The sequence below is a fragment of the Clostridium senegalense JC122 genome, from assembly GCF_000285575.1.
Lineage (GTDB): Bacteria > Bacillota > Clostridia > Clostridiales > Clostridiaceae > Clostridium_J > Clostridium_J senegalense.
Genome location: NZ_HE611051.1, coordinates 377,954 through 401,433, shown reverse-complemented (window position 1 = coordinate 401,433; position 23,480 = coordinate 377,954). Strand labels below are relative to the sequence as shown.

The window sequence follows — 23,480 nt, the reverse complement described above, 5'->3', positions numbered from 1 at the left end:
AAAATTATATTAGATAAAACAATAAAAACAATAAGATTTGATAATAAATACTATTTAAATCAAGTGTTAGGTAGTAAAAGTGGAATTGTTGAAAGTTATATGGATTTTATTAGCGAAAGTGATTACAGATATATATCTAAAGTTAAAAATATTAATATAGTAGAATTTGAAAGTGATGAATGTATTATATTTAAACAGTCAGCAGGAGTAGGGCTTTATAATTTTATAGAAGGAACTTATATGCAAAGTAGCAAAGATAATACTAAATTAAAAATAAAAAAACAATATAATGAAGGATTGATAAATAAAAGAGTAGGTATGGATTTAGTTGTAGTTAAAGATGAAATTTATAATAAAATTAAATCTTTAGGTAAAACAAATGTATATAGGCTTATAGATGTAAAAAATGAGGATAGTAGTTTAGGTATATATAATGAATTAAAGGGTAAAAATTTAGATTTCAATTCATATATTGGACGCTATAAAATGGATTTAAAAACTTACGGACCAATGCTTTTTTAGGTGGATTTATATTTTTAATTTTAATTATATGTAATGGCGGAACTATTTTATTAAGGCAAATAAATAGTGTATATAGTGAAAAAGAAAAATATTTTACATTGAAAAATTTAGGTGTATCAAATAATTCAATAAATAAAATTATAAATAAAAAATAAAAACCATATTTATAGTGCCGTTAATAATTGCAACATTAGATAATGTTTTCGTAAACTTAATAGTAGAAAAGTTAATGGGTAGAACTATATTTATACCTTCTTTATGCAGTCTTATATGTTGTTATAGCATATATATATTTATAGGGTATTTTGGAATAAAATATTATAAAAATGCAGTGAAATTTTATTAATAATGAAAAATATAAAATATTAGTTTAAAATAACTATTTATTTTATATTTTTTATTTAAAAGTTTTATAGGTTTTTAAGTTTATTTTAAATTTATTTATCAAGTTTAAAAAATAAAGATTAATATTGTATTTATTAGTTAACAACTTATTTTCCTGTACATATAGAAAAGTTTTAAATTTAATTTTATTTATAGTAAAATAAAGTTAAATTTATTTTTTATTTACTAGTTTTATATATTTTATTCTAAAATATATAATTATGGAAACAATTAAAATAGTATTTAGATGTCTTAAGAAAAATTTCAAATATATATTTAAAATAGAGTTGTGAATTTAAAAAGCTAAATAAAAATTAATTCTTTTGACACAAATAGTATAATTTGGAATATAAAAATTAAATCACATATGGTGTATAATATAAAAAGTAATTATTTTTAGGAGGAGAATAGATTTTGAGTGTAAAAAAAATATTGATAAATGGATTAGCTGGAATTTTATTAATTTCAGGTATTGCCATGATAGCTATGGGGACTAATAATAAGTTTAAAACTAAAAAGGCACAAGATAAGTATATTCAAAGTTTTGAAAAAAGTGTAAAAGAGGGGAAAATAGAAGATACAACTGTTCTTGGAATTCTTGAAATACCTAATATTGGATTAAAGGTAGCAGTTAAGGAAGGAACAGAGGGAGATACAATTGATTATGCTGTAGGTCATTTTTTGAATACTGCAATGGCAGGTGAAAATGGAAATTTTGCATTAGCTGGACATAGAAATTATTCTACAGGAGAGTTCTTTTTAAAATTAGATCAACTAAAAAAAGGTGATATAATAAAATTTACTACATATGATTCAAACTACACTTATGAAGTAAGTGGCAGCGAAATTGTAAAGCCTAATAATATGGATGTTTTAAAGGAAACTTCAACTCCTACAATAACCCTTGTAACATGTAGTGATGATGGAAGTGAAAGATTAATTATAAAAGGTAGTCTTAAAAAGTAATTAATAGTTTAAAGTGCATAAATAAAAATAAGAGAGGAGGATGGATATGAATGAAAATTTACATAAAGAGGACTTAGGAAAATTTGTTCATCTTCATGTGCATACAGGATATAGTCTTTTAGATGGCTCAGGTAAAATAAATAAATTAATTGAAAAAACTAAAGAACTAGGAATGAAAAGTATAGCTATAACAGATCATGGCGTTATGTATGGATGTGTAGACTTTTATAAAGCAGCTAAGGGAGCAGGTATAAAACCTATAATTGGTTGTGAAGTTTATGTAGCATCAAACTCTATGTTTATTAAAGATAACCGTAGTGAAAATAAAACAAACCATTTAGTGCTACTTGTTAAAAATGAGCGTGGATATGAGAATTTAATGGAGATAGTATCTAAAGCATCTATAGAAGGATTTTATTATAAACCAAGGATAGATCATGAATTTTTACAAAATCATAGCGAAGGAATTATAGCGTTAAGTGCGTGTTTAGGTGGAGAAGTTCAATCACATTTGATTAATAATAATAAAGAAAAAGCAAAAGAGGCTGCATTAAGATTTAAGAGAATATTTAAAGATGGTTTTTATTTAGAACTTCAATATCATAACCTTGAGGACCAGTTAAAAGTAAATGAAATGCTAATAGAGTTATCTAAAGAATGTGATATACCGTTAGTTTGTACAAATGATATACATTATATAGATAAAAAAGATGCCAAATCTCACGATGTCCTACTTTGTATACAAACAGGAAAAACAGTAGAAGAAAAAGACAGAATGAGATATCCATCTAATGAATTTTATTTAAAGTCTCCAGAGGAAATGGAAAAAGCATTTGGATATATACCAGAAGCTTTGGAGAATACAGTTAAAATTGCAGAAATGTGTGATTTTGATTATGAATTTCATAAATCTAAATTGCCTAAGTTTCCATTACCAGAAGGCGTTGAGGCTTATGAATATTTAAAAAAAGTATGCTATGAGGGATTAATAGAAAAATATGATGCTTTTAATGTACTAAAAGATAAAGATTTGAACTATGAAGAAGTTAATTTAATTGGGGAAAAAAATAAACAGGCTCAAAATCTTATAGATAGATTAGAGTATGAGCTTAGAATAATTAGAGAAATGGGATATGTAGATTATTTCTTGATAGTTTGGGATTTTATAAAATTTGCAAATGAAAATGGTGTACCAACAGGGCCGGGAAGGGGTTCGGCTGCAGGTGCTATAGTTGCATATACTTTGGATATAACTAAAATTGATCCTATAAAATATGGACTTATATTTGAAAGGTTTTTAAATCCTGAAAGGGTTAGCATGCCAGATATAGATTCAGATTTTTGTTATGAAGGAAGACAAAAGGTTATAGATTATGTTGTTGAAAAGTATGGAAAAGATAATGTATCTCAAATTATAACTTTTGGAACCATGGCTCCAAGAGCTTGTATAAGAGATGTAGGAAGAGCTATGGATTATCCTTATGCAGAAGTTGATAGAATAGCTAAAATGATTCCAACAGTTTTAAATATCACAATAGAAAAAGCACTAGAAATGAATCCAGAGTTAAAACAAGCCTATGATGATGAAGAAAGAGTTAAAGAACTTATAGATGTGGCAAAGGATTTAGAGGGACTTCCAAGACATAGTTCAACTCATGCTGCTGGGGTAGTTATAGCATCTAAACCTCTTGTAAGCTATGTGCCACTTCAAAAAAATGAGGAAATGATAGTTACGCAATTCACAATGGGAACTTTAGAAGAACTTGGACTTTTGAAAATGGACTTTCTTGGGTTAAGAACATTAACTGTAATGAGAGATTGTGTTAAATTTATAAAAGAAAATAGAGGAATTGATATAGATTTAGACAAGATTGATTTAGATGATCAAAATGTTTATAAAATGATAGGTGAAGGTAAAACTGTAGGGGTATTCCAGCTAGAGTCTGCGGGTATGACAAGTTTCATGAAGGAGTTAAAGCCAGACTCTCTAGAAGATATTATAGCGGGAATAAGTCTTTATAGACCAGGTCCTATGGCTGAGATACCTAGGTATATAGAAAGTAAAAGAAATCCTAATAATGTTCAGTATGAAACAAAGGAACTTGAAGACATACTAGATGTAACCTATGGAGTTATGGTTTATCAAGAACAGGTAATGGAAATAGTTAGAAAGCTAGGTGGATATTCACTAGGTCGAAGTGATATGGTTAGAAGGGCCATGTCAAAGAAAAAGCATAAGGTAATGGAAGAGGAAAGAAAAAACTTTATCTATGGTATTGTAGATGATGATGGTAATGTTGAAGTGCCAGGTTGCATTAGAAATGGTATTTCAGAAGAGGCTGCAAATAAAATATTTGACCAAATGATGGATTTTGCTTCTTATGCTTTCAATAAAAGTCATGCTGCTTGTTATGCTGTAATAGGATATCAAACAGCCTATTTAATGAGATACTATCCAGCAGAGTTTATTGCAGCAATGTTAAACTCCGTAAAAGGAATTAATGAAAAGGTGGCATATTATATTAGATTTGCTAATCAATTAGGTATAGAAGTATTTCCACCGGATATAAATGAAAGTTATTCTGATTTTACAGTAAGTGAAAATAGTATAAGATTTGGACTTTCAGCAATAAAAAACGTTGGAGAAAATGTTATAGAATCTATTGCTAAAGATAGGGAGGACAAAGGGAAGTTCACAGGATTTATGGATTTTTGCAATAAGATAGATACATCTATTGTAAATAAAAGAGCAGTAGAAAGTCTTATAAAATCTGGTGCATTTGATTCTTTAGCTATTTATCGTTCTAAACTTTCAGCAGTATATGAAAGAGTTTTAGAGGGTGTAAATAATGAAAGAAAGAGAAATGTAAAAGGTCAAATAAGTTTATTTACAGATATATTAGATGATGATGAAAATTCAGAAGTAGATTTTCCTGATATAAAAGAATTTAATAAAAGAGCAATTTTAGCTATGGAAAAAGAAATGACTGGAATATATTTATCTGGTCATCCATTAGATGATTATGAAAAATCTTTAAAAATGCAGACAAGTCATAATATATCAGATTTGCTTAAAAGTGAAAACTTAGAAGATAATATAGATATAGAAGAAGATAACTCTAAAGTAAGCGATAATGATAGGGTTATAGTTGGAGGGTTAATTTCAACTGTAAATAGAAAAATAACTAAAAATAATACTATGATGGCATTTTTGACTTTAGAAGATTTATATGGAGCTATAGAAGTTGTAGTTTTCCCTAAAACTTTTGAAAGATATAGAAATCTCTTAAATGAAGATGAGGTTGTATTAGTTAAAGGAAGGGTTGCTGTACGAGAGGATGAGCAAAATAAAATTTTGTGTGAACAGATAGATCCATTAGTAAATATAAGTAAGGATAAAATATATGTTCTTGTAGGGGATAAAAGTAAGTTAAAATTAGCTACAGAAGAAATAAAAAGAAAATTTTTAGATTTAAAGGGTAATACTCCGGTGTATTTATGTACAGCTGATGATAGAAAATCATATTTGTTAGACAAAGGTTATTGGCTAGAAAATGAGTATGATAGTATAAAACTTTTAAAAGATATTTTTGGAGAAAATAACGTAAAAGTTATGGAACAAAAATAGTTATTATAGGATTCAAAATCACATTCTAATTAAATATTGTAAATTTTGGACGGCTAGAATAACAATAATATGAGTAGAAAATTTTACAACAAAGGAACAACTTTTAAAAACTATGGATAGACATATATTTATCCATAGTTTTTACTATATATAAATTAAAGACTATGAGATTTTATAATTATTTTAGTATTGTTTACAAATTATACAGAGTAAAATCGGGAGGGGTTTTATGAAGGAAATAATTAATAAGAAATATTTTAATAAAAAAGATATATTAATGTGGGCTATAATCATAATGCAATGGCCAATTAGTAAAAAAATTAATAATGATTATGTACTTATTGTTTTTAATTTATTATGATCTATTTAATCATTTCTTTAATAAAAATATGGTTATTAGTGATAGAGAAAAATCTAAGATTATTCAACCTAAAAAGTTTTTTATACTAAGTTTATTATTAGGAGGCACAATATTAGGAGCTATTTGTTTATATATAAGTTTAAAGAGCATTTAATATTGATTGGAGTTAAGTCTTAATTTATTAAAAAATATCTAAAAAAGAATTAATAAAAAGGTTAGATTTAAAAATGGTACCTATAGAATGGACGCAATAAAAAATAGTTTCATCTATAGGTACTTTTTCATATAAATATCTTAAGTTGGAAAATATAATGTAGTAAAAGTATTTATTGAATATTACTTTTTAAACATCCAATAAGGCATAGTTGGAACTTCATCTTGATATATTGGAATCTTTACATCATTTCGTGATTTGCCATAGATAGCTTTATGATCATCCATTATCTTAGAGATTTCTGATTGACTTGATATAATGTCATCACTAAGAATTAAAGCCTGCCATCTCATGCCACATGTAGCCATTTCATATAAGGGTTTAAATCCATTTCTTTTATAGAAGTTTATTCTACGCTTACGTAAATTATTTTCAGAAGTAGAGTCTTCAGAAACTGGCAGTTCAGATTCTACTATTATATATTTATTTTTGTAGTATTTTTTAAGGTACAATAAAATTTTACTTCCTAGTCCATTATTGCGTAAGTGTGAAGGTACGCCAAGATAATCTAAGAGTAATAAATCTATATTTGGAGATTTCCAAATAGCTGCATACCCAACCATTTGATTAGAATGTTCATCAAATAGTCCTAATAAATCATATTGACCAGAATTTTGAAGTTTTATAATATCAGCTAGAGGTTTTCTTTCTTGTAAGTTAAAATCCTTTTCAAACTCTTGTGTGTACCAATATGTTACTTCTGAATCTGTCATAAGACGAAGATTTAAATCACCCATTTTCTCACTCCTATCGTTATTAAATAGTTACTGATATAGTACCAGATTTTTATTACCATTAAATGAATACATAATAATAAATTTTACAATTAATAACATTATATCATATATAAATTTAATGATTTCTTTATAGTAAACAGCTAAAATAATAAAATCTTTTCTTTAAAAGGATTATATAGAAGCATATTTTATTAGATTCTTAAATTAATCATTTTTTATTATATTTTTGACAATAGATATAGTTTATTTTATATTTAAATCTTTAATTTTTTTTATTACACATAAATGAAAAGTAAATAAATATATATATTGTAAAGAACAAAAAAAATAGAACTTGAAATTTTATACATAGGATGTGTTAAAAACATTTAGAAAATCATTTTAATATAAATTTCTACAAAATTTGTATTGGGATTTTATAAGTGTTATTTTACATGTTCAATATTATATTAAAGGAGGCTTTTTTATGAATGCTATAGTTTTGCTTTTAGGAGCTATAGTGATATTTATTGTCGCTTATTTAACCTATGGAAGTTGGCTTGCTAAAAAGTGGGGTATAGACCTTAATAGAAAGACACCTGCACATACTAAGTTTGATAATGTGGATTATGTGCCTGCTGATGCAAGAGTTTTGTTAGGACATCACTTTTCATCTATAGCAGGTGCAGGACCTATAACTGGGCCAATTGTTGCTTCAGTATTTGGATGGCTACCAGTGTATTTATGGATATTAGTAGGTAGTGTGTTTGTTGGAGGAGTACATGATTTTGGTTCACTTTTCGCATCAATAAGACATGATGGAAAAAGCATAGGAGAGATAATAAAAACTACTTTAGGAGAAAAAGGAAAATTATTATTTAATATTTTTGCATGGTCTACATTAATTTTAGTTGTTGCAGCATTTACTGATATATGTGCAAGTTCATTTGCATATGACCCAGAAAATTTAGCTGGTGCACAGGCGGGAACAGCATCAATGCTTTTCATTATATTAGCAGTAGGGTTTGGATTTTTTGTTAATAAAAAAGGTAAAGGTGTAGGTATATCAACGGTAGTTGGAGTTATTTTATTATTTTTATGTGTATGGGTTGGATACTTATTCCCAATAATTAAATTATCTAAAGGGGCATGGATGGTAGTACTTATAATATATATAGCAGCAGCATCAATTTTACCAGTCTGGATATTGCTTCAGCCAAGAGATTATTTATGTTCATTTTTACTATATTCAATGTTGATTTTAGGAACAATAGGAATATTTGTAAGTAATCCTACTTTAGAAATTGCAAGCTTTGCAGGGTTTACAACTGCAAAAGGTGAAACCTTATTTCCATTTTTATTTGTAACTGTAGCTTGTGGTGCAGTTTCTGGTTTTCACTCTCTTATAGGTTCTGGAACATCTTCAAAACAAATAAATAAAGAGGGAGATGCAAAACTTGTAGGATATGGTGCAATGCTTATAGAGGGAATAGTTGCAGTTATAGCATTAATAGCTGTAGCCTCATTTAAAGGTGTAGAAGGTGCACCGGCAGCTGTATTTGCTAGTGGTATTGCAAATTTTATGAGTAGCTTTGGGGTGCCAGTAAAAGTAGGGAAAGTTTTTATTATGCTAACATTTGCATCTTTTGCACTAACTAGTTTGGATTCAGCAACAAGAATAGGAAGATATATTTTCCAAGAAACTTTTTCAGATTCTGATAAAAAAATAAAAAAAGTTTGTTGTAATAAATGGTTTGCAACTATAATAACAGTAGCAGCATCAGGTTTATTAACATTATATGGATATACTAAGATTTGGCCTATATTTGGATCTGCAAATCAACTTTTAGCAGCTTTAGCATTATTAGCACTAAGTACATGGCTTATGAAGGTTGGAAAAAATTATACTATGGCAATAATACCTATGATATTTATGTTTATAGTAACAGTATCAGCACTTTTAATATTAATATATCAAAACCTATTTACAGGTGGTAGCATAATCTTAGGAATATTAGGAGCATTATTGTTAATAGTAGCAATAATGTTATTGGTAGAGTCATATAGACAATTAAAGATTTTAAAAAACAATGCAAAAACTAATTAAAAAGTAAACTGATTTTAATTTTATTATAGAAAGAAACTAGCAATTAATAAAATAAATAGCTAGTTTCTTTCAAATTTTATATTCTGATTAATTTATTAGGAGAATTTTAATATGAACTCAATAGCTTATATGAAAAAGTTAGAACAAATGTATGAAAAAAATTTTCAAGTTACAAAGAATAAAACAATTAGTAAAAAAAAGTATGATTTATATGCACATTATAAAGATGTTGCAGGAAGAAGTTTTATAACTAAAAAGGATATAATTGATAAGTTTGAGGTTAATGAATATTGTCTTGTTAAGAAAATTGATAATTTAGACGAAAAAATAGTAGATGAATTCTCACAACATAGTAAAAACTTAGTAAAAGAAATTGTAAAACCACATATTGAACATAAAAAAAGTAATATTACATTAATATTGCTTTGTAAAAAAACACTTTCCCCAAACACTGTACAAGCTATAAAAAAATTCAAATGTGAAAAGACTCATTGTTTCTATTTTTATGGTATAACAGAAGTAAGGTTAGTTGTTATTGATTTAGAAAAAGAAAAGGTGTATACAAGCAAGAAAGCAAAGGAATTAGAGAAAATATACTTAAATAAATTAGAAAATGTTGTATAATAGTATATTTAAAGATTAATATCTTATTCAAAATATAATCTAATAAATCTTTGAAATTTGCTTTATAATAATATATAGAATAACTATGCTAAAATGTATTTATATTTTTTAGGTTGGAGAATATAAATACAGATTAATTAATAAACAAAAGTTTTAAAAGTTATTGATTAAATCTTTTAATTTGCTTAAAATTTAAAGTATAAAGTTATGGAAATTTTTGTTTTAAAGTTTATATTTTTGGTCAAATTAATAAGAGGAAAAAATTAAATTAATAAGTTAGTTAAAAGTAATAGAGAAAACTAAAAATGAATTTTAAAACTCAAAATTATTTTTATTATTAGAAATATAATTATTAGTAATCATCACAACTTTTAAATAAACTAAGATATTAATTATGAGTAAAATACTAATTTGAATTTTCTCATCAATAAATGAATAAGTTTAAAATTAAGCTTAGGACCCTATAATATGCACATAATTTAATTTGTCAAAATTTTAATTTAATTATTACAATGCTAAAAAATTCATATAAATAATTTTTAAATTTAACAAAATGTAATTAATAAAAAGTAAGAAGCAAAGGAGGCATTATTAATGAAAACTATAGGTGTTTTAACAAGTGGTGGAGATGCTCCAGCTATGAATGCAGCAATAAGAGCAGTAGTAAGAATGGGTACAGATAATAACTTAAGAGTTTTAGGAATACAAAATGGATATAATGGTCTTATAGAAGGCGATATTGTTGAAATGCAAAGATTTTCCGTATCAGATATAATTCACAGAGGTGGAACAATACTTAAAACTGCTAGAAGCGAAGAGTTTAGAACTCCAGAGGGAAGAGAACGTGCTAAAAAGGTAATGGATATTTTTAAAATAGATGGACTTGTGGTAATTGGTGGTGATGGTTCTTTTAAAGGTGCGAAACTCTTATCAGAACTAGGTGTGCCAGTAATAGGAATACCAGGAACAATAGATAACGACTTATCATATACAGATTACACAATAGGTTTTGATACAGCATTAAATACAATATTAGATTGTATAAATAAAATTAGAGATACATCTACTTCACATCAAAGAATTAGTATAATTGAAGTTATGGGAAGAGAATGTGGAGACTTATCTTTATTTGCAGGAATTGCAGGTGGAGCAGAAAGCGTAATAATACCAGAAGTAGAATTTAGTTTTGAAGAAATATGTACTTCTATATTTGAAGGTAAAAGAAAAGGAAAGCTTCACAATTTAATAATATTAGCAGAAGGTGTTGCAAAAAATATAGGTGGAGCAGAAAAATTAGCAAAAGATTTAGAAGATGTAACTGGACTTCAGTGTAGAGCAACAGTTCTTGGATATATTCAAAGAGGTGGAAACCCAAGTGCATTTGATAGAATACTTGCTTCAAAATTAGGAGTAAGAGCTGTAGAACTTTTAATGGAAGGTGCAAGTGGGAGAGCTGTAGGAACTAAAAATGGTCAAATAATAGATATGGATATAAAAGAAGCTTTAGAAATGGAAAAAACCTTTGATAAAAGATTGTATCATATAGCACGAATTTTATCATACTAATAAACTGTATGGAAAAAATATTATTAAACTTAATGAAAAAATATTAAATCGATAGGAGAGAAATAGGATAAACAAAAGTTTAAGTCTATTTATTAAGGAGGCAAAAAAATATGAAAAAAACTAAAATAGTATGCACCATAGGACCAACAACAGATGATAAAGAAATTATAAAAGAGCTTATGAAGTGTGGAATGAACGCAGCAAGACTTAATTTTTCTCATGGTAGCCATGAGGAACATAAAAATAGAATTAATATGATAAAAGAAGCTAGAAGTGAACTGAAAAAATATATAGCTATAGTATTAGATACAAAGGGTCCAGAAATTAGAACACATAAATTTGAAAATGGAACTGTAGAATTAACACAAGATAACGAGTTTGTTATACATTGTAAGGAAGAAATTATAGGTGATGAAACTAAATGCTCTGTTACTTATGGAAATTTATATGAAGATGTTGAACCTAAAGATACTATATTAATTAATGATGGACTTGTTGCTTTAGAGGTCCAAAGAATAGAAGGAACTAAAGTATATACAATAGTTAAAAATACTGGAGTTATTGGTGACAATAAAGGTATTAATGTTCCTAATGTGGCAATAAATCTGCCAGCATTAACTGAAAAAGATATAGCTGATTTAAGGTTTGGAGCTGAAAATGATGTTGATGTAGTAGCCGCTTCATTTATAAGAAAAGCTTCTGATGTTTTAGATATAAAAAAGGTTTTATCTAAGGCAGGAGCAGAACATATACAAGTATTTTCTAAAATAGAAAATAGACAAGGTGTAAATAATATAGATGATATAATAAAATTTTCTGATGGAATAATGGTTGCTAGAGGTGACTTAGGTGTTGAAATACCAGCAGAAGAAGTTCCTGTAGTACAAAAGATGATAATAGAGAAATGTAATATAGCTGGAAAACCTGTAATAACAGCAACTCAAATGTTAGATTCTATGATAAGAAATCCAAGACCTACAAGAGCTGAAGCTTCTGATGTTGCAAATGCTATATTTGATGGAACAGATGCTATAATGCTAAGTGGAGAAACTGCAAATGGGAAATATCCTGTTGAAGTTGTAAAGACAATGGCAAACATTGCAAGAACATCAGAAAATTATATAAATTATGATTCAAAATTAAACTATAGTAGAAAAAGTCATATACCAAATGTTTCTAATGCTATAAGTTTAGCTACTTGTACAACAGCAGCAGAATTAAATGCATCAGCAATAATAACTGCAACACAAAGTGGACACACAACTAAACAAGTATCTAAATATAGACCTAAGTGTCCAATAATAGCAGTAACACCAAGTGAAAGAGTTGCTAGAAGTTTAGCATTAAATTGGGGCGTTTATGCTATACAAGCAGAAAAAATAGATAATACAGATGAACTTATGGAAAACTGTGCAAAAGTTTCATTAGAAAAAGGATATGTAAAAAGAGGGGATTTAGTTGTAATGGTAGCAGGTATCCCAGCTAACTTTGTAGGAAGTACTAATATGATGAAAGTTCATGTTATTGGCGATATATTAATTCAAGGAACAGGAACTATAGAGACTACAGCTTATGGAACAGCATTATGTGTGGATAATGTCAAGGAAGCAATAGATAACATAGATGAAGGAGAAATTCTTGTCGTAAAAAGATTAGGTAGAGAATACTGTGAAGTTATAGATAAAGTTTCAGGAATAATTGTTGAAGAGGATGAGATGAGCTCAAGTGTAGTTATTGATTGCACAGCAAAAGATATTCCAATAATATATAGTGCAGTGGATGCCATGGAAATAATAAAGACTGGAGCATTTATAACATTACATTCAAATAAAGGTGTAGGAATAGTTTACTCTGGAAGAGCTAATATTAGTCACTAAAAGTTTAAATATAAGTATATAAAAGTAAATTATTTTATGAAAAATATAGATAATATTTTAGATATTTCATTAGTTCTAAAAAAGTTAACATAGAAATAAATATAAAAAATAAAATCTACTGTTTATTATATTATTTTTTTGATATAATATTATATTGTATTTTAATTTATTTATGTTGTTATAGTGAATAAAGTTGTAAAAACATGGATAAAATTAAAAAGAATATAATAGGCAACTGATTTATTATTGACACCCATCATGGGTGTTTTTTTTATTTTAGTATATTATAATGTTTCAAGTTGATTTTAAAAATTATCTATTCTAAAACTTGGATAAGTAAAGTAGTGAGACATGATTTGAAACATTTAGAACCTAACACTAAATTTTATATGGAAATATTTTAAAGTTATTGAATAAATTTAAATTGGAGTTTGTTTCTCTATAATAGTATCTATTATAAAAACAAATTTTAATTATAATAAAGAATTCATAAAAATACACGAGAAAAAGCATATATGTAAAACAAGCTTTTAAAAAAATCTAACTAAAAGTAATTTAAGTAGGTGAGTGTAATGAAAAAACAAATTAAAAATTTTTTTAAGCCTAAAGGCATAGGAGCTAAGTTACTAACAGTATTTTTATTAGTAACTTTTGCTATATGTACATCTTTATCTGTGATATCAAGTTTTATAGCTAAAAATGCATTGAATAGGTTATTAAACTCGACATTACCACAAACTACAGAAATGAGTTCAAAATACATACATGAAAAATTAGAAATAAGTAAAAAAGCTGTTGAAAATTTATCTGCAAATGATTTGGTGATAGATGATAAATTATCGGTAGATGAAAAATTAAAAACATTAGAGTCAGTTTTAAAGTTAAATGGATTTTTAAGAATCGGTATAGCTGATAAGGATGGAAATATTAAATTTAATGATAGTAGTACTAATATAAGTAAAAGAGAATATTTCAAAGAAGCGTTAGGTGGGAAAGTATCTGTAAGTGCGCCAAGTCCTAGTATTAATGAAAAAGATAATGGAGCAATAGTTAGTGCATATGCATCACCAATAAAAGATCGAAATGGACAAATTATAAATGTATTAGTTGCAATTGAAAAGGCAGACTTTTTTAATGAAATTGTAAAAAATATTCAAATAGGAGAGACAGGAGAAGCTTTTATTGTAGGTAATGATGGTGCAATTGTAGGGGATAAAGATATATCTCGTATAGGAACAGTAAATTTAAAAGAAGCTTGTAAAACAGAAGAAAGCTTAAAAGGCTTTGATAAAGTTTTAGATAATATGATTAAAAATGAAAAAGGTATAGAATTATACAACAATGGTAGTAAAAATATTTTTTTAAGTTATAACAATATTCTTGATACTGATTGGACATTAGGAATTAAGATAGAAAAAAATGAAGTTTTAAAGGATGTTAAAACAATACAAGTAAGTTCCTTTGTTGCAGCTTTAATTTGTTTAGTTATAGGTAGTATTCTTATAATGTATCAAATTAAATCTATAAATAAGGGACTGAAAAATGCTACTAATGCATTAAATATTATAGGAAATGGAGATATGACCGTCAATATAGATGAAAAGTTAATAGAAAGAACGGATGAGCTTGGAATAATGGGAAAAGCAATGAAAATTATGCAAGGTTCTGTAAGTTCTACTATAAAATCTATAAGAGAAAATGCAGAAAATATAGATAACTATAGTGAAAATTTAGCTAGTATATCTGAAGAAATGGCAAGTTCAACTGATTCAGTTGCAAATTCAATTCAAGAAGTTTCCACTGGAATTCAAAATCAATCTGAAGATGTAAGTAGCATGGTTTCAATGCTTGAAGATTTCAACCATAGGATAGAAAAGGTTATGTTATCTATAAATGAAATAGGTAGTGAAAATAAGGAAATTTATACTTTATCTGAAAAAAGCAACGGTGATATGCAAAGGGTTACAGTTTCGGTATCAAATGTAAATGATGGTTTTAGAAGTTTAGTTGACAAGGTAAAATCTGTTGAAGAAAATATAAATAAGATAAATGAGATTATAACTCTTATAAATAGTATATCAGAACAAACTAATTTACTTGCTTTAAATGCAGCTATAGAAGCTGCAAGAGTAGGAGAAAGTGGAAAAGGATTTGCTGTTGTAGCAGATGAAATAAGAAAGCTTGCAGAACAAAGCAAAATATCAGCAGATAGTATAACTAAATTATTAAACACTGTATTTAATGAAACAGGAATAATGGTTCAAACTACAGAAATTGTTAAAGGAGAGATAGAATCTCAAAGTGAAATCATAAATGGTGCTGTAGGTAGCTTTGAGAAAATAAAAGAAGCTGTAAATAATATAACGCCTAAAATTACAGATAGTCAGGGGTTAGTAAGAGAAATAGTTACAAGTAAAGAAAGTATAAATGAAAAAGTACAGAACGTTATGTCTATATCACAAGAAATTTCAGCATCATCACAAGAAATTGCTGCAATAGCAGAAGAAATGAATGCGTCATCAGAAGAAGTTGCAAGTTCAGCATTAAACTTAACTGATATGACTAAAACTATGAAAGAAACAGTTGAATTATTTAAAGTAGATTAAAAGTATAAAACTCTAATTAAATTTTAAAAACTAAAATTTAATTAGAGTTTTATTGCTATAAATTAAAATAAATATTAACTTTTAATTTTCATACATAAAATTTTCCTCATTTCACACAATATAGATAGGTAAACCTATTATTTAAAAGAATTTAAATAAGGATGTGATTTTATGAATGGAAGTTTAAGTTGTAATGCCCAAAATTGTTTATATAATGCTAATGGATTGTGTGGCGCCAGTGTAATTAAAATAAGAGGGGGAAATGCTGAAAGTAGTGCATTTACTCAATGTGATTCCTTCGCTGAAAAGGGACTTAAAAATTCATTAGCTAACATGTTTAATATGAATATTCAAGGCGAAATAAAACAAGCATTTACTAATACGTCTATAGAAATGTATCCCAAAATAGAATGTGATGCAAGAAATTGCGTATATAACATAGGAAATGTATGTTCAGCAGATTACATACAAATAAATGGTCAAACTGCATTGTCAAGCACAAGAACAGAATGTTCAACATTTAAAAAATAGAGATTGGTATTCTTGTATATTTTTATATGTGTAAAGAAAGAACTATAGCTTTAAGAATATAGTTCTTTCTTTTGGTGTTATAAGGTGACAGACATTAAATATATAAAATAAATTAACTTAACTTTACATAAGGTGACACTCATTAAATATTGCAAACAAAGTATTTGAGTGACAATCATTAATTAATAATTGTCACTCAAATATAATAAGTTACTTTTATTTTTTAACTTCATTTATAAATTCAGTTACAGCTTCTTCTTTTGTAGCCCAAGATGTAACTAATCTAATAGCTGAATGAGTATCATTTATTTTTTTCCATACATAGAAGCCAAATTTTTTTTGTAATTTTTCAATTAAATTATTTTCTAGTATAGGAAAAATCTGATTCGTTGGAGAATCAATTAAAAATTCACAGTTAGCTTCTTTTAACCCATTAGCTAAATGATTTGCCATAATATTAGAATGATTTGCTAATTGAAAGTAAAGGTCATCCTTAAATAATTCCTCGAATTGTATCCCAAGAAGTTTTCCTTTTGCAAGTAGAGCACCTTTTTGTTTTAGATGATATCTAAAATTTTCTCTTAAAAAATCAGTTTTAATAACTAAAGCTTCACCAAGAAGGGCACCATTTTTAGTTCCCCCAATAAAAAATGAGTCTGTAAAATCGCACATATCTGATAGTGTTAAATCTGCATCTTTAACACAAAGTGCACAACCAAGTCTTGCACCATCTGCATATAAAATTAGGTTATTAGATTTGCAAAACTCGCTTAATGTTTTTAGTTCATTTTTTGTATAGACAGTACCTAGTTCTGTAGGATTGGAGATATATACAAGTTTGGGTTTAACTACATGTTCATTTCCATAAGAATTTAAAACTTCTTCAATTTTATTTGGAGTTACCTTTCCATCATTTGAATCTACTGTGATAACTTTATGTCCAGTATATTCAATTGCACCAGTTTCATTGACAGCAATATGTCCTGTATTTGCAGATATACATGCTTCATAAGGCTTTAAAAAAGCACCAATTGCAATTAAGTTTGTTTGGGTACCACCAGAAATTAGATGAATATCAATATTTTTATTATCTATTAAGCTTTTTATTTTATAAATGGCATTTTGGGTATGTGTATCATTTCCATACCCCTCTTCTTGGGTAAGATTTGACTCTATTAAAGAGTTTAAAATTTGGGGATGCGCACCTTCACTATAATCATTTTTAAAACTATATAACATTATAAATCTCCTTTGTATTTATTTTTTAGGTTATTCAGCTAAAATTATAAAATATTATTTAATTGAAGTATAAGTAAAGAATTTTTAAAATTCAACTATTTTTATTTAATTTAATAATATAATAATATATTTAAAGTGACAGTTATTAATTAATAAAAATAAAAAAATAATATGAAATAATAAATAACTGTCACCATAGGTAAGTGTAAGTACTATTACAAGTATTTAAGTTGTTAAAAATATTTAATGAGTGTCACTTATAATAATGAAAAATATTTAAATAAGTTTCAATTATGGTAGTAAAACATAAGCTTGTCCATTTTATTATTATTCTTCATCATAAAATTATTTTAAAATTTTTATAGATATTATTTTCAATAAAAATTAAAAATTTATAAATTTTTCAAAGAGCATTTTGTATTTGTTATTGGTTAAAACTAGTTCAATTGCTTTGTTGCCAAGTTGTGACACTCTACTAGAAGTTAGGTTGCCTAAAATTGCAGCTATTTCTTTGCAGGTTTTTCCACAAAGTGCTGTTGCAAGTAAAGAAATCATTGCTCTTGCATTTTGATTTCTACTTCTATTTTTGATGAAAATTTCATTCGGATTTAAATTTTCTCCTTTGGCTACAAAATTAGTAATTTCTTTTATTGATAATTCAGGTTTTAATATGCCTTTTTCATTAGTAAATTTTTCATCTTTAATTTTAAATTTTAATTTTATATCTTTAAAGTTTGATATTTGTTGATTCATTGTAGCTTCAAATACTTCTTTATATTCTTTTCTAGCTTTTCTTTTATTTTTACACATTATTTCTAGTATCATATCAACATCTAAAACATCAAATTCATCTTTGCCTCCTAAATAAACACGCATACTTGAAAATACATAATCTTGTGGTCGTTCTAAAAATCCTGGTAAATCTTTTGGGTTTCTATGAATATACATAGAAGCATTTATTAAATACTCATCAGTAGTAATCATTTCACTTTTAAATCTTTCCTTGCATAGTCTAGAGTCTAAATCATATTTTTTATTATAAAATTTAACATATCTTAAATTTAAACTTTTCATTATTACAGAAATATCTTGATTCTGTGAATCTATAAGTAGATGTGCATGATTATCCATTAAACAAAATGCATATAATTTGAATGGATACTTTAATTGACTTTCTTTTAGTTTAATCATAAACATATTTTTATCATCATCACAATTAAATAATAACCTGTCCTTCACACTTTTTATAATAATATGGTATATGGCATGAGGTGCTTTTTTTCTTGCATATCTTCCCACTTTAATACACTCCTTAAATATCTATTTTATGTCATAAATAACATAAGAATCTTATATGGCTTTAAATTGATAAATAAAGCTTGTTTTATTATGAGTATTGACAGTATAGATGTTTTTAATCGAGAGTAATAACTTGAATAAAAATTTAAAAATCTATATATGGTTAATTTCTTTTAAATTAAAAGAAAGTTTGTTAAAATATATGGATGTACTGTTTTATAGAGAGTAATTTAAATTATAAAAATAAATAATTGTTTCACTATGGAATAGAATAAATAAGTTATAATTGAAAAAATAAAGGGAATAATCAATTTAAGCATTTATATAAAATTCAATGCACAGTTATTTAATGTGTATTTAGGAAAGGTGATTTTATGGGTAAAAATAATATATTGAATTGTACCGTTGAAAAGAATAAGGAGTATATAATAAAAATAGAGAATAGTGGTCATCAAGGTGAAGGTGTTGGAAAAATAGATAATTTTACTGTTTTTGTTGAAGGAGCTTTAAAAGATGAAACAGTAAAAATTAAATTAATAAAAATTAATAAGAATTATGGTGTAGGAAAGCTTATAGAAGTGCTGTCTTCATCTGAATCAAGAACTGAACCAGTCTGTAGTACATATAAAAGATGCGGTGGTTGTAATCTTCAACATAGTACATATGAAGCTCAATTAAGTTTCAAAACTGAAAGAGTAAGAGATGTTATTAAAAGAATTGGTAAGTTAGAAGATGTAAAAATACATAATACTATAGGTATGGAAAACCCATATAACTATAGAAATAAAGTTCAACTTCCAGTAGGAAAGAATAAAGATGGTGAAATCGTTGTTGGATTCTATGCCCCAAGAAGTCATGACATAATAAATATGGAATGTTGTTACATACAAGATGAAGTTGGAGATAAGGTTATAAGAGTAGTAAAAGAATGGATGAAAAAATTTAATATACAAACTTATGATGAAAAAACGAATAGTGGAATAGTTAGACATATAATGATTAGAAAAGGATTTAAAACTGAAGAAGTAATGGTAGTTGTAGTTACTAATGGAAATAGTATTCCATATTCAGAAGAATTGGTTAGTATGTTAAAAGATAATATTGAAGGAATAGATAGTATTATACAAAACATAAATAATAAGCAAACTAATGTAATACTAGGTCAAAAGTGTAAAACTTTGTATGGAAAAGATACTATAACTGATTTTATAGGAGAATTTAAGTTCAATATATCTCCATTATCATTTTTCCAAATAAATTCAATACAAACAGAAGTTCTATATAATAAAGCTTTAGAATATGCCGATTTACAAGGAGATGAAATTGTATTTGATGCTTACTGCGGAACTGGAACAATTTCACTATTCTTATCACAAAATGCTAAAAAAGTTTATGGGGTAGAGATAATACCTCAAGCTATACAAAATGCTATAAAAAATGCAGAAGAAAATAATGTTACAAATACAGAGTTTATAGTGGGAGAAGCTGAAAATGAGATTCCTAAATTAATAGAAAAAGGAATTAAAGCAGATGTAGTAGTTGTTGATCCACCAAGAAAGGGCTGTGAAGAAAGTTTATTACATTCAATAGCTAAAATGGCACCAAAAAAAATAGTTTATGTATCTTGTGACCCAGCAACATTAGCAAGAGATTTAAATATATTACAACAACTAGGATATAAAACTTTAGAAATACAACCAGTAGATATGTTTCCACAAACTGCTCATGTTGAAACTGTAGTTAAATTAGAAAAAGCTAAACTATTGAATTTATAAGATTAAATAAAACATAAAGGGATATTTTTATCAAATTGCCACCATAATTTTATATATGGTGGTAATTTATTTTTTAAAATCTGTCAACACTATTACAGGAAAATTCAGATGTTAAATGTGTATAAGTATACCGGTTTGTTGATAAATTACTATGACACCGTATAGTTTTAGCTATTTATTGTGTTTGTGAAATACTTTACTTTTAATATAAGTAATGTAATAATAGTATGAGAAAAACTAAAAAGGAAATTTATTGAATATAAATATGCAAATCTATTTGAAATGATTCCGCATTTATAGTGAGATAGAGTTGTCTATTAATTTGATCTTTATGTCGTTGAATAATAGTATGCTAATGATTTTGAAAGTTTAACTGACTTGTTATATGAATATGCACTTAAAAACGGTGATGTCGACTAAAACACAGTTATTTCTTCTATATTGGCTGGAGGAATGTCTATGTGAAAGAGACTATGAAAATCATTGATAATGGCAGATATTGCGTAAATTAGTATGAGGTGAAACTTGAAAACTCTTTATAACTTGGCATGAATTCAATAAAATTTAAAAGTAAATAGATTTTTTTTATATTGGCATTGAGTAATAGATAGCAAATAAAATGTAATTGAAACCATAACAATGACCTTTTTTCGTAGATATTTGCTTTGTGTTGATTTAATTATAAACGAAAATAGGGGGGGCATTGTTTTTATTTTGAAAAATGACATAACCTTTGAAAATGTGAAATTTCAAATAAGAAACAGGTATGTCAGACTTGATACTACCTTGAATTTGTAGGGGGAATGAATATGAAAGCAAGAAAATTATTGGATGCATTATTGGTAGCCGAAAAGCTGAAAGATACAACACGCCATTGCTATACTGCAAAAGGAAGACACGAGAGTGTTGCAGAACATAGTTGGATGATGACTTTGATGGCTTTCTTTATGAGAGATGAGTTCCCTGAGGTTGATATGGATAAGGTTATTAGAATGTGCATTATTCATGACTTGGGAGAATGTTTTACTGGAGATATTCCTACTTTTGAAAAAAACCTAGACCACGAACTGAACGAAGAAAAGCTACTGTATAGTTGGGTTAATTCCTTGCCAGAGAAATATGCAGTAGAAATGCGAGAACTTTATGAGGAAATGGCAGAGCGTAAAACAGCTGAAGCACAGATTTATAAAGCCATTGATGGACTTGAAGCATTGATTCAGCACAATGTGTCTGACTTGTCTACTTGGATTCCGAAAGAATTTGAACTCAATCTAACTTACGCAGATGATAAGGTTGCATTCTCTGATTATTTGAAATCCTTAAGACAAGCTGTTCGTGAAGATACCATGAAAAAAATTGATGAAGAAAATTAAAACTTTGCTATAAATATTAGGTTTACTGATATTTATGGAGGCAGCGGCTGTTTGTAACAAAAGAAGAAGCGATAGCAAGTATTTTGCATAAGGAAGAAAAAAGAAGTAGAACTCCGTACGATTATTGATATTAATAATAGGGACATGTACATATTCAACATGAATGGTTAGTAAAGAATTGAAAAGAAACGCAATAAAGAACATGAATAGGTTTAATTTAAAAATCAATCACATTTTTTCTGTTACACTATTCTAAATGTAAACGGGAAACATTAATTTCTGTTAAACAAATCAATATTTCCATTATCAAAGAGACAGACGCATAGACGAAGAACCTATAATACACAGTAATAAATGTGGTTATCCGCTCTTTGTATTATGTAGATTTTAACAGTAAAATAACAATAGCTATGAAAGGAATTAAATAATGAATAAAAAAAGTTTTTTAAATATTGTTACAATAGTGGCATTAAGCATTACTATATTTACAGGGTGTGGAAATAGAACAGCTACAGCACCAGTGAACTTAAGCGACTTACAAACAGATATCAGCACTTTTGCTGTATCAAAAAATGTACAGGTTGTAGGACTTGGAGAAGCAAGCCACGGTGCAAAAGAATACCATCAGATGAAAGCAGAAGTATTCAAAGCATTAGTCAAAAACAATGAGAGTAGAACATTCATTATTGAAGGTGACTTTGGAGGAGCGTTAAAGGTAGATTCTTATATTCATGGGGGAGAAGGAACTGCTGAAGATGTTGTTGGAGAAATTGGATTTAATATTTATCGCACACATGAAATGGCTAGCTTGGTAGAGTGGATGCGTTCCTATAATGAAACTGCCCAAGATGGAAAAGACTTGCACTTTTATGGAATGGATATACAGAGATATGATAACAATAAAGAATACTTGTTTTCCGTATTGGATATGGCTGCACCTACATTAAGTGAAAAATATAAAACAGCCTTTTCGCAATTAACTGATGAAGCAAGATTGGATTTAAGTACAGAGATTTTGAATAATTCTAAGGCGGATGTTTTAGAGCTATTGAAAGAGATGGATGATTCTGAAACAGATATTGTAGCTATTTCTGGACAAACTGCTTTTGATTTTGCAAGAGAAAGTGCGAATACAATATATGAATGTAGCGAAACAGTATTAAGTAATAATGCCGACTATAATGCTTTGCGAGATAAGTATATGTTTGAAAAAGTGAATTGGTTTTTACAACATGGGGATGGTAGTGTAATATTTATTAACGGGCATAATGGTCATATAGGTAAAACTTCAGCTTCTGGCTATACTTGCTTGGGTGAATTACTGACTAAGAACTTAGGAGAAGATTATTGCGCTATTGGAACAGATGCGGAAGATACGGAATTCAATTCACAAGGCAGTAATGGGGATTTTAGTATTATGGAAGTTAAGAATCGAAATGAACTTAATAGTCTGCTTGACAAAATGGAGAGTGATTTTTACTATATTGACTTCTCAAAAGTAATTGATGATGTACATTGGCAAAAACTTTTGAATGGACAACAAAAGCTTACTACGTTAAATGTAGGAATTTCAGGTTGGCAAAAACTTTTAAAATCATTTTATACAACAAATATTGTTCCAAGCGATACGTTTAACGGAATGGTGGTTTTCAAAAAAGTTCATCCAACAACGCTAATTCAATAAATGATATT

At 27.3% G+C, this 23,480-nt stretch carries 17 protein-coding genes; 14 read left to right on the top strand and 3 right to left on the bottom strand.

What is annotated here, in order from left to right; translation table 11 throughout:
- From CSGHG_RS10030 to CSGHG_RS24655, 4 genes are all read left to right on the top strand, one after another.
- A partial coding sequence (locus CSGHG_RS10030; RefSeq protein WP_010294656.1) for a hypothetical protein occupies positions 1-522 on the top strand: 522 nt, incomplete at its 5' end.
- 798 nt (positions 523-1,320) lie between these two features.
- Positions 1,321-1,872, top strand: a complete 552-nt coding sequence (locus tag CSGHG_RS10025; RefSeq protein ID WP_010294654.1) for a class D sortase — start codon at positions 1,321-1,323, stop codon at positions 1,870-1,872.
- A gap of 46 nt (positions 1,873-1,918) precedes the next feature.
- A complete protein-coding gene (locus CSGHG_RS10020; RefSeq protein ID WP_010294652.1) occupies positions 1,919-5,500 on the top strand; it encodes a DNA polymerase III subunit alpha in 3,582 nt (1,193 codons plus the stop codon).
- A gap of 229 nt (positions 5,501-5,729) precedes the next feature.
- The gene (locus tag CSGHG_RS24655) at positions 5,730-5,861 is read left to right on the top strand and encodes a hypothetical protein (RefSeq protein ID WP_268869857.1); all 132 of its coding nucleotides are present in this window, start codon (positions 5,730-5,732) and stop codon (positions 5,859-5,861) included.
- Positions 5,862-6,197: 336 nt separating this feature from the next.
- Here the strand turns inward: CSGHG_RS24655 and CSGHG_RS21900 are convergent, their stop codons facing one another.
- Entirely contained in the window at positions 6,198-6,788 is a 591-nt protein-coding gene (locus CSGHG_RS21900) for a GNAT family N-acetyltransferase (RefSeq protein WP_162130914.1), read from the bottom strand.
- 490 nt (positions 6,789-7,278) lie between these two features.
- On the opposite strand from CSGHG_RS21900, the gene CSGHG_RS10005 reads away from it, so the two are divergent.
- The 6 genes from CSGHG_RS10005 to CSGHG_RS09980 all read left to right on the top strand — a co-directional run bounded on the left by CSGHG_RS10005 (position 7,279) and on the right by CSGHG_RS09980 (position 16,102).
- Positions 7,279-8,898, top strand: coding sequence for a carbon starvation CstA family protein (locus tag CSGHG_RS10005; RefSeq protein ID WP_010294648.1), 1,620 nt, complete (start codon positions 7,279-7,281; stop codon positions 8,896-8,898).
- A 111-nt stretch (positions 8,899-9,009) separates the two neighbouring features.
- Positions 9,010-9,522, top strand: a complete 513-nt coding sequence (locus CSGHG_RS10000; protein WP_010294646.1) for a hypothetical protein — start codon at positions 9,010-9,012, stop codon at positions 9,520-9,522.
- A gap of 594 nt (positions 9,523-10,116) precedes the next feature.
- Positions 10,117-11,088 (top strand): 6-phosphofructokinase, encoded by a 972-nt coding sequence (gene pfkA, locus CSGHG_RS09995; protein ID WP_010294645.1) that lies wholly within the window; start codon positions 10,117-10,119, stop codon positions 11,086-11,088.
- Between the two features lie 110 nt (positions 11,089-11,198).
- Positions 11,199-12,965, top strand: coding sequence for a pyruvate kinase (pyk, locus tag CSGHG_RS09990; RefSeq protein ID WP_010294642.1), 1,767 nt, complete (start codon positions 11,199-11,201; stop codon positions 12,963-12,965).
- A gap of 572 nt (positions 12,966-13,537) precedes the next feature.
- On the top strand, positions 13,538-15,571 hold the full coding sequence (locus tag CSGHG_RS09985; protein ID WP_010294638.1) for a methyl-accepting chemotaxis protein: 2,034 nt from the start codon (positions 13,538-13,540) through the stop codon (positions 15,569-15,571).
- A gap of 171 nt (positions 15,572-15,742) precedes the next feature.
- The gene (locus CSGHG_RS09980) at positions 15,743-16,102 is read left to right on the top strand and encodes a DUF1540 domain-containing protein (protein ID WP_010294634.1); all 360 of its coding nucleotides are present in this window, start codon (positions 15,743-15,745) and stop codon (positions 16,100-16,102) included.
- Between the two features lie 216 nt (positions 16,103-16,318).
- Here CSGHG_RS09980 and CSGHG_RS09975 read toward each other — a convergent pair whose 3' ends face one another.
- Positions 16,319-17,341, bottom strand: coding sequence for a threonine aldolase family protein (locus CSGHG_RS09975; protein WP_010294632.1), 1,023 nt, complete (start codon positions 17,339-17,341; stop codon positions 16,319-16,321).
- Positions 17,342-17,725: 384 nt separating this feature from the next.
- Positions 17,726-18,640, bottom strand: a complete 915-nt coding sequence (locus CSGHG_RS09970; protein ID WP_010294630.1) for a transposase — start codon at positions 18,638-18,640, stop codon at positions 17,726-17,728.
- A 374-nt stretch (positions 18,641-19,014) separates the two neighbouring features.
- Here CSGHG_RS09970 and rlmD point away from each other — a divergent pair, with 374 nt between their 5' ends.
- From rlmD to CSGHG_RS09955, 4 genes are all read left to right on the top strand, one after another.
- On the top strand, positions 19,015-20,415 hold the full coding sequence (rlmD, locus tag CSGHG_RS09965) for a 23S rRNA (uracil(1939)-C(5))-methyltransferase RlmD (RefSeq protein ID WP_010294627.1): 1,401 nt from the start codon (positions 19,015-19,017) through the stop codon (positions 20,413-20,415).
- An 809-nt stretch (positions 20,416-21,224) separates the two neighbouring features.
- Positions 21,225-21,788 carry an HD domain-containing protein gene (locus CSGHG_RS09960; RefSeq protein WP_010294625.1) on the top strand — a complete coding sequence of 188 codons (564 nt, stop codon included), beginning with the start codon at positions 21,225-21,227 and terminating at the stop codon, positions 21,786-21,788.
- A 227-nt stretch (positions 21,789-22,015) separates the two neighbouring features.
- Positions 22,016-22,114, top strand: a complete 99-nt coding sequence (locus tag CSGHG_RS24650; protein WP_081496310.1) for a cysteine-rich KTR domain-containing protein — start codon at positions 22,016-22,018, stop codon at positions 22,112-22,114.
- Between the two features lie 101 nt (positions 22,115-22,215).
- Positions 22,216-23,472 (top strand): erythromycin esterase family protein, encoded by a 1,257-nt coding sequence (locus CSGHG_RS09955; protein WP_010294623.1) that lies wholly within the window; start codon positions 22,216-22,218, stop codon positions 23,470-23,472.
- Positions 23,473-23,480 lie beyond the last annotated feature (8 nt).

Excerpts from the sequence above, each read along its gene's own strand:
- CSGHG_RS24655 (WP_268869857.1), top strand. The coding sequence starts at position 5,730 with ATGAAGGAAATAATTAATAAGAAATATTTTAATAAAAAAGATATATTA.
- CSGHG_RS09980 (WP_010294634.1), top strand. The coding sequence starts at position 15,743 with ATGAATGGAAGTTTAAGTTGTAATGCCCAAAATTGTTTATATAATGCT.
- CSGHG_RS09955 (WP_010294623.1), top strand. The coding sequence starts at position 22,216 with ATGAATAAAAAAAGTTTTTTAAATATTGTTACAATAGTGGCATTAAGC.
- pfkA (WP_010294645.1), top strand. The coding sequence starts at position 10,117 with ATGAAAACTATAGGTGTTTTAACAAGTGGTGGAGATGCTCCAGCTATG.
- CSGHG_RS21900 (WP_162130914.1), bottom strand. The coding sequence starts at position 6,788 with ATGACAGATTCAGAAGTAACATATTGGTACACACAAGAGTTTGAAAAG.
- CSGHG_RS09985 (WP_010294638.1), top strand. The coding sequence starts at position 13,538 with ATGAAAAAACAAATTAAAAATTTTTTTAAGCCTAAAGGCATAGGAGCT.
- CSGHG_RS09975 (WP_010294632.1), bottom strand. The coding sequence starts at position 17,341 with ATGTTATATAGTTTTAAAAATGATTATAGTGAAGGTGCGCATCCCCAA.
- rlmD (WP_010294627.1), top strand. The coding sequence starts at position 19,015 with ATGGGTAAAAATAATATATTGAATTGTACCGTTGAAAAGAATAAGGAG.
- CSGHG_RS10000 (WP_010294646.1), top strand. The coding sequence starts at position 9,010 with ATGAACTCAATAGCTTATATGAAAAAGTTAGAACAAATGTATGAAAAA.
- CSGHG_RS10005 (WP_010294648.1), top strand. The coding sequence starts at position 7,279 with ATGAATGCTATAGTTTTGCTTTTAGGAGCTATAGTGATATTTATTGTC.
- CSGHG_RS09960 (WP_010294625.1), top strand. The coding sequence starts at position 21,225 with ATGAAAGCAAGAAAATTATTGGATGCATTATTGGTAGCCGAAAAGCTG.
- CSGHG_RS10020 (WP_010294652.1), top strand. The coding sequence starts at position 1,919 with ATGAATGAAAATTTACATAAAGAGGACTTAGGAAAATTTGTTCATCTT.
- pyk (WP_010294642.1), top strand. The coding sequence starts at position 11,199 with ATGAAAAAAACTAAAATAGTATGCACCATAGGACCAACAACAGATGAT.